The sequence below is a fragment of the Roseateles sp. GW821-FHT09H11 genome (assembly GCF_059415845.1).
In genome coordinates, this window is sequence record NZ_JBWKOA010000006.1 from 117,264 (window position 1) to 124,266 (window position 7,003).

6 protein-coding genes and 2 tRNA genes are annotated in these 7,003 nt (G+C 67.9%); 2 read left to right on the forward strand and 6 right to left on the reverse strand.

Going from position 1 to position 7,003, the window contains the following annotated elements; genetic code table 11:
* Position 1 precedes the first annotated feature (1 nt).
* The 3 genes from AC07PR_RS20005 to AC07PR_RS20015 form a co-directional block, all read right to left on the reverse strand.
* Positions 2–1,093: a sensor histidine kinase gene (locus AC07PR_RS20005; RefSeq protein WP_431102510.1), complete on the reverse strand. Its 1,092-nt coding sequence runs from the start codon at positions 1,091–1,093 to the stop codon at positions 2–4.
* A gap of 226 nt (positions 1,094–1,319) precedes the next feature.
* Positions 1,320–1,574 carry a hypothetical protein gene (locus AC07PR_RS20010; RefSeq protein WP_377156224.1) on the reverse strand — a complete coding sequence of 85 codons (255 nt, stop codon included), beginning with the start codon at positions 1,572–1,574 and terminating at the stop codon, positions 1,320–1,322.
* Between the two features lie 149 nt (positions 1,575–1,723).
* Complete coding sequence (locus AC07PR_RS20015; RefSeq protein ID WP_495136332.1) at positions 1,724–2,314, reverse strand: hypothetical protein; 591 nt, start codon at positions 2,312–2,314, stop codon at positions 1,724–1,726.
* A 247-nt stretch (positions 2,315–2,561) separates the two neighbouring features.
* Between AC07PR_RS20015 and AC07PR_RS20020 the strand changes: the two genes are divergently transcribed.
* Positions 2,562–4,826: a RelA/SpoT family protein gene (locus AC07PR_RS20020; protein WP_377156228.1), complete on the forward strand. Its 2,265-nt coding sequence runs from the start codon at positions 2,562–2,564 to the stop codon at positions 4,824–4,826.
* Here AC07PR_RS20020 and greB read toward each other — a convergent pair whose 3' ends face one another.
* Positions 4,827–5,396 carry a transcription elongation factor GreB gene (greB, locus tag AC07PR_RS20025; RefSeq protein ID WP_377156230.1) on the reverse strand — a complete coding sequence of 190 codons (570 nt, stop codon included), beginning with the start codon at positions 5,394–5,396 and terminating at the stop codon, positions 4,827–4,829.
* Between the two features lie 117 nt (positions 5,397–5,513).
* Here greB and AC07PR_RS20030 point away from each other — a divergent pair, with 117 nt between their 5' ends.
* Positions 5,514–6,623, forward strand: coding sequence for a CaiB/BaiF CoA transferase family protein (locus tag AC07PR_RS20030; protein WP_495136333.1), 1,110 nt, complete (start codon positions 5,514–5,516; stop codon positions 6,621–6,623).
* Positions 6,624–6,738: 115 nt separating this feature from the next.
* On the opposite strand, the gene AC07PR_RS20035 is transcribed toward AC07PR_RS20030, so the two are convergent.
* Both AC07PR_RS20035 and AC07PR_RS20040 read right to left on the reverse strand, forming a co-directional pair.
* Positions 6,739–6,815: transfer RNA gene (locus AC07PR_RS20035), tRNA-Arg, on the reverse strand.
* 111 nt (positions 6,816–6,926) lie between these two features.
* Positions 6,927–7,003, reverse strand: a tRNA-Arg gene (locus AC07PR_RS20040).

A 7,003-nucleotide genomic window follows, 5' to 3' on the forward strand; every position in this document is an offset into this window, starting at 1 on the left:
GTCATTGCGGCGTGAAGCGCAGTTCGGCGCACAGGCCGTGCGGCAGATTCTCGGTGAGCGCCAGCGTGGCGCCGAGGCCGTAGAACAGCGTCAGCCGCTCGCGCAGGTTGCGCAGTCCGGTGCCGCTGCCCATGCTCTGCGTCATGCCGACACCGGAATCGCTGACCCACAGCCGGACCTGCCCGTCGTGCAGCGCGCCGCCGACCTCGATGCGGCCGCCCTCCTCGCTCGGATCGATGCCGTGGCGCACGGCGTTCTCGACCAGCGTCAGCAGCGCCATGGGCGGAAACCGCAGGCCGCCGAGTTCCGGCGGCAGCTCGACGACGTAATCCAGCCGGTCCGGCATCCGCAGATGCATCAGCTCAAGGTAGGCACGGACCAGCGCCACCTCGTCCGACAGCGTCGTGGCATCGCCTTGCAGCCTCGGCATCGCCGCACGCAGGTAGGCGATCAGGCTCCGCAGCACCGGTGCGGCTTGCGGCGAACCGGTCTCCACCAGCGCACGGACATTGGCCAGCGTGTTGAACAGGAAATGCGGCTCCACCTGCGCTTGCAGCAGCCGCAGGCGGGCGTCCAGCGCCTGGCGCTCCAGCTCGCTCCGTTCGAGCTCGAAGCTGAGCGCCTGGTTGCGGGCTTCGGCGTCCCGCTGGCGGTAGAGCGCGCCCATCGCCAGCAGCGGCCCGACCACCAGGCCCGAACCCGCGATCCAGAGGAAGCCGAGCATCCGGGATTCGGACTCGACGAAGCTGGAAAAGTCGCCGCCGACGGCGACCATGTAGACCGCCAACGTGGCCAGCGGCACCGCCGCCGCCACGACGACGACCTGGAACAGCCAGCGCGCCCACCAGCGCGGCAGACGGCGCGGCCATTGCCCGGCCGCGGAGAACGCCAGCAGCGCCAGCATGCCCACGAACATCGTCCGCCCCAGCAGGACCGGGAACGGCGTGATGAAGATCGGTTGCAGCGCCAGCGCGAAGACGGTGGCCAGCGCCAGGGCCAGCAGGACGCGCTGGGGCGTCAGGTAGGAGACGAAACCATGCCAGGCCGGGTGCGGAGGCTCGACGGGGCTGACAGGGAGGACCGGGGTCGACATGCCCGCACGATAGCGGGCCCGCCGCGACGATCCAAGCGCGGGCCGGCTCTCACGCGACGAAGCACGGGATGGGCCGCTTGAGCCACGAAGACCGGGCCGGCAATCGCCCCCACTCGCGGCAGCGTGGTCAAGAAATCTTCGAACAGCCTGTCGTCGGACAGGGGGGCGTCGGAGAAGTCGTCGGAGCAGTCGTCGGACAGGCCGTCCTCGAACGGGCCGGCCGCGTTCATGCGTACATCCCGATCCGGCACATCACCGCTTCCTTGCCGGCATTGATGGCGAAGCGCAGCGCCTCCGCCGGCGTCGCCCAGCCGTAGCCGCCGGCCAGGTTCTCGTCACGGAAGGCCTCGCGCTTGTTCACCGCCTCGCTGTGGCCCGTCCGCACCACGACGACCGCCGCCACATAGCCGAACTGGCGCGGACGTTCGATCGCGCCGGCATAGATGCGGTAGTCCCCGGTCTCGATTTCGGCGAAGTGCATGGCTGACTCCTTCAACGACAGGCAGCTCGTCGGGAGCCGCGATGGAGTCGACTGTGCGCGCTGCAACGCGCGATGCATACCCAACTGAGGAGGGCCCTCGGAAGGGGGAGTCCGTCCCGGATCCCCCAATCGGGCGATGGGCCCGGGCTTCAGAACTGGTTGTTCGCGATCGAGGTGTACTCGCGCAGCTCGGCGTCGACGACGCGCTTGGGCGGCACGTCCGCCGGGCGCTGGCCCAGCGTGGGATGGAGGACGTCGTAGGCCCGACGCTCCGACGGCGAAATCACGCCGTTCTGGTCGGAATCGGCTTCGGCATACACCAGGTTGGGCACCAGGCTGATCGGCTCGGGGAACTTCTCGTCCTCGGACACCACGGCGGCCCGGGCATTCGACGGCTGGAAGGAGGTGCTCTGCGCCGTCACGGTCGTGGGGGCGGCCGGCGCCGGTGCCGGTGTCGGCGCTTGAACTGAGGCCGTTTGGGTCGACGCCACTTGAGCGGGCGCCGTTTGAGCGGACGGCGTTTGAGCGGACGGCGTCTGAGCGGACGGCGTCTGAGCCGGCGCCGCCGTGCCGGAGGCCGCCAGGCTGGTCGCCTGCGGTGACAGGCTCACCACGGCGGACGCCTCGGCCTGCGAAGCGGTCGAGGGGTCGTAGACATCGGCTTCGCGCACGCGGGCCGACTGCCCGGTGCTCGCACCGGGTCCGTTCACATTCGTCGAGTTGTTCAGGGCAGCAATCATGGCGAGCCTCCCGCGAGGTGTCCGCACATTTCGGCCAGCGGATGCCGGGACCGGGACACGTCCCGGGCCAACGCCCTTTCAGGGCATGATCGGTTTATCGGCGGGCGATCTCCGGACTTTAGGCCTCAGTCCGCGCCTTTCGCACTTTCTTGATAGGGATAAACCCCTAATCCCGTGCGGGAAGGAGCTTCGAGCCCGCAAGCCCACTCACCGGAAACCCCTGTCGCCTTCGGTTAAATTGCAACGCATGGGTCTCCGCTCCTTCGCAACCGCTCACATTCCAGGTCTGACCGGACTGGCAGGCCCCAAGGCCACGCCGGACACGGCCGCCGAGGCGTCCTCGTTCGACGCGCTCGTGGATCGCCTGCACTACCTCCCCAAGGCCGACGTCAAGCGCATCCGGGAGGCCTACAAGTTCGCGGACGAGGCCCATCTGGGCCAGTTCCGGGCCAGCGGCGAGCCCTACATCACCCATCCGATCGCTGTCGCCGGCCTGTGCGCCGACTGGCGCCTGGACGCGCAGGCCATCATGGCCGCGCTGATGCACGACGCGATGGAGGATTGCGGCGTCACCAAGACCGAGCTGATCGAACGCTTCGAGGCGCCGACCGCGGAACTGGTCGACGGCCTGACCAAGCTGGACAAGCTGCAGTTCTCGACCCGCGAGGAATCGCAGGCGGAGAGCTTCCGCAAGATGCTGCTGGCGATGGCGCGGGACGTCCGCGTCATCCTGATCAAGCTGGCCGACCGCCTGCACAACATGCGCACGATGCAGCACATGGCGTTCGACAAGCGACGACGCATCGCCCGCGAGACGCTCGACATCTACGCCCCCATCGCCCACCGGCTCGGCCTCAACGAGATCTACCGGGAACTGCAGGAACTGTCGTTCCAGTACATCCACCCGTGGCGCCACGGCGCGCTGGCCAAGGCCGTCACGAAGGCGCGCGGTCACCGGCGCGACCTGGTGTCGCGCATCGAGCGCGATGTGCAGAAGGCCTTCGCCGAGGCCAACCTGCGCGTCGAGATCCAGGGCCGCGAGAAGACGCTGTTCAGCATCTACAAGAAGATGAGAGAGAAGCACCTGAGCTTCGCGCAGGTCAGCGACATCTTCGGCTTCCGCGTCATCGTGCAGGACCTGCCGCAGTGCTACTGGTCGCTGGGCGTGCTGCACCAGCTCTACAAACCGCAGCCGGGCCGCTTCAAGGACTACGTCGCCATTCCCAAGCCCAACGGCTACCAGTCGCTGCACACGACGCTGGTCAGCCCGCTCGGCACGCCGGTGGAATTCCAGATGCGCACCGAGGCGATGCACATGGTCGCCGAGAAGGGCGTGGCCGCGCACTGGCTGTACAAGAGCAAGGGCGACGCCAAGGGCGCGCAGCAACTGGGATCGCGCTGGCTGCAGTCGCTGCTGGACATCCAGGACGAGACCCGCGACGCGACCGAATTCCTCGAGCACGTCAAGATCGACCTGTTCCCGGACGCGGTCTACGTGTTCACGCCGAAGTCCAAGATCATGGCGCTGCCCAAGGGCGCGACGCCGGTGGACTTCGCCTACGCGATCCACTCGGACGTGGGCGACCATTGCGTCGCCGCCAAGGTCAACGGCGAGCCCGTGCCGCTGCGCACCGAGCTGCGCAGCGGGGACGTGATCGAGGTGGTCACCGCCGCCGGCGCGCGGCCGAATCCGGCCTGGCTGAGTTTCGTGCGCACCGGCCGGGCGCGCTCCAAGATCCGGCACTTCCTGAAGAACCTGGAGCAGGAGGAATCCCGCGAGCTCGGCCACAAGATGCTGGCCCAGGCGCTGCGCGCCGAAGGCCTGGCGCTGCCCAGCCTGCAGCCCGAGGACGAGACCGCCGCCGCGCTGTGGCAGGACCTGGCCCGCTGGGCGGGCAACCGGCATGTCGACGAGCTCCTCGTCGAGATCGGCCTGGGGCGCAAGATCGCGACGATCGTCGCGAAGAAGCTGGCGCGCACGCTGTCCGACCAGGGCCAGCGGCCCGACGCGGTGCTGCTGACGATGGGCCGTTTCGCCACCGATGACGCACCGGCGCAGGGTCAGGTCTTGATCGACGGCAGCGAGGGCGCATCGGTGCGGCTGGCCACCTGCTGCCGGCCGATTCCTGGCGACGACATCAAGGGCTACCTCGGCCGCGGCGAGGGGCTGGTGGTGCACACGGCCGAGTGCTCGGTCGGAAGACGCCTGTTCCAGCGCGACAGCGAGCACTGGATCGCCGTCGGCTGGGGCGAGGAACTGAGCCGCAGCTTCGAGGCGGAGGTCGGCGTGCTGATGCGCAACGGCAAGGGCGTGCTGGCGCAGATCGCGACCGCCGTCAGCAGCGCCGAGGCCGACATCACCCACATCGCGATGAGCGACGACTCCCAGCAGCGCGAGACGGCGGAGATGACGCTGCTCCTGGCGGTGCGCGACCGGCTGCACCTGGCCGACGCGCTGCGCACGCTCAAGCGCTCGAGCGCCGTGATGCGAGCGTGGCGCGTGAAGCCCTGATCAGGCGCCGGGCTTGGCGGGCGTCGGGTAGCGGACCTCGACAACCTCGATCGGCTCCACGCCGACCGGCGTCACCAGCTGCAGTTCATCGCCCTCGCGCGCCTTCAGCAGCGTGCGCGCGATCGGCGACACCCAGCTCACCTCGCCCGCCAGGCTGTCCGACTCGTCGATGCCCTTGATGGTGATGGTCCGCTCCTCGCCTTTCGAATTGGCGTAGGTCACGGTCGCGCCGAAGAACACCTGGTCGCTGCCGTGATGGGCGCTGGGGTCGACGACCTCGGCGATGTCCAGCCGCTTCGTCAGGAAGCGCAGACGGCGGTCGATCTCGCGCAGCCGCTTCTTGCCGTAGAGGTAGTCGCCGTTCTCCGAGCGGTCGCCGTTCTTCGCGGCCCAGGAGACGATCTCGACGATCTTCGGGCGCTCGACGTCCAGCAGCTGCATGAACTCGGCGCGCAGCCGGGCGTAACCCTCCGGCGTCATGTAGTTGCGCGAGCCCTGGGGCAATGCGGGCAGCGACGGGCCGTCGTCATCGTCGTCGCTCTCGGATTCCTTCGTGAATGCCTTGCTCATGAGGCTATTGTGTCGCGCACCGGGCCTGCCCTGATCGTGTCGTCGTCCAGCGGTCCAGAGAATCAGGCCTCAACACGCTATGGTGTGACGACTCCACATCCCCAGGGAAGGCGCGGCATGAACGACACCACGGACCCGGGCGCGAGCGGGCCCTTGAGCGGATTGCGAATCGTCGAGTTCGCCGGCATCGGCCCCGCGCCCTTCGCAGGGCTCGTGCTGGCCGATTTCGGCGCCGATGTGACCGTCGTCGAGCGCCCGGGCGGCGAAACCCGGCTCGGTGGCGGCGCGGCGCTGAATCGCGGCAAGACCGTCGTGCAGGCGGATCTGAAATCACCCGCCGGTCTGGCTCGGGTGCGCGAGATCGTCGCTGGTGCCGACGCGCTGATCGAAGGCTTTCGGCCGGGCGTGATGGAAAGGCTCGGATTGGGCCCGGACACGCTGCAGGCAGCCTACCCCAGGCTGGTTTACGCCCGGCTCACCGGTTGGGGCCAGACAGGGCCGATGGCGCAGCGTGCCGGCCATGACATCAACTATGTCGCGCTGAGCGGCCTGATGCCCTTCGCGGCGCGTCCCGGCCAGGCGCCCGCGCTACCGGCCACCCTGCTGGGCGACATCGGCGGCGGCGCGTTGACGATGCTCTTCGGACTGATGTGCGCGTTGTGGGAGTCGCGCCTGTCAGGCCGGGGGCAGGTCGTGGACGCGGCGATCGTCGACGGCGTCGGCTACATGGGGACCCTCATCCAGGCGCTGCGCGCCGGCGGCCGGTGGGACGACGATCCGTCGCGCAACCTCTTCCTGCATCGCTCGCATTTCTACGATTGCTTCGAATGCGCGGACGGTCGCTGGCTGTCGCTGGGGGCGATCGAAGCGCCCTTCCAGCAGGAACTCATGGCGCGGCTTGGCCTCCCGGCGACGTCCCAGGACGATCCCGCGCATTGGCCGGCGTTGCGCGAGGCGGTCGCCACGCGGATCCGGCAGGAGCCGCTCGCGCACTGGGTGGCTGCGTTCGAAGGAAGCGACGCCTGCGTCGCACCGGTACTGACCGCCGCTGAAGCGCCCTTGCATGCCCATCAGCAGGCCCGCCGCAACTTCTTCATGCAGGACGGACTGGCGTGGCCGATGCCGGCACCGAAACTCTCCCGCACGCCAGCCCGGCCAGGTCCTCCGGTCACCGAGAACGGTTTCCCGCAGGAGTTATTCGGTGCGGACGATATTCGCCCAAGATAATCCCCCGCGGTCATTCATCTGTCTCACGCATGGATTTCACGGGGAATCAGCGGAAATCCGAAAATGCGTCGGACAAAGAAAAACGCCAGCGTCTTTCAACGCTGGCGTTTCGATTTGGTGCGGCTGGCAGGATTCGAACCCACGACCCCTTGGTTCGTAGCCAAGTACTCTATCCAACTGAGCTACAGCCGCTCGACTTTTACTGATCAGGAACCGCCGTCGTGGAAGCGATCCCAGGTTTTTGTTGTTACTTTTTCTTTTGCTTGCCGAATCTCCGGTGACCCGGACATTCAACAGTTTTTCTGGTGCGGCTGGCAGGATTCGAACCCACGACCCCTTGGTTCGTAGCCAAGTACTCTATCCAACTGAGCTACAGCCGC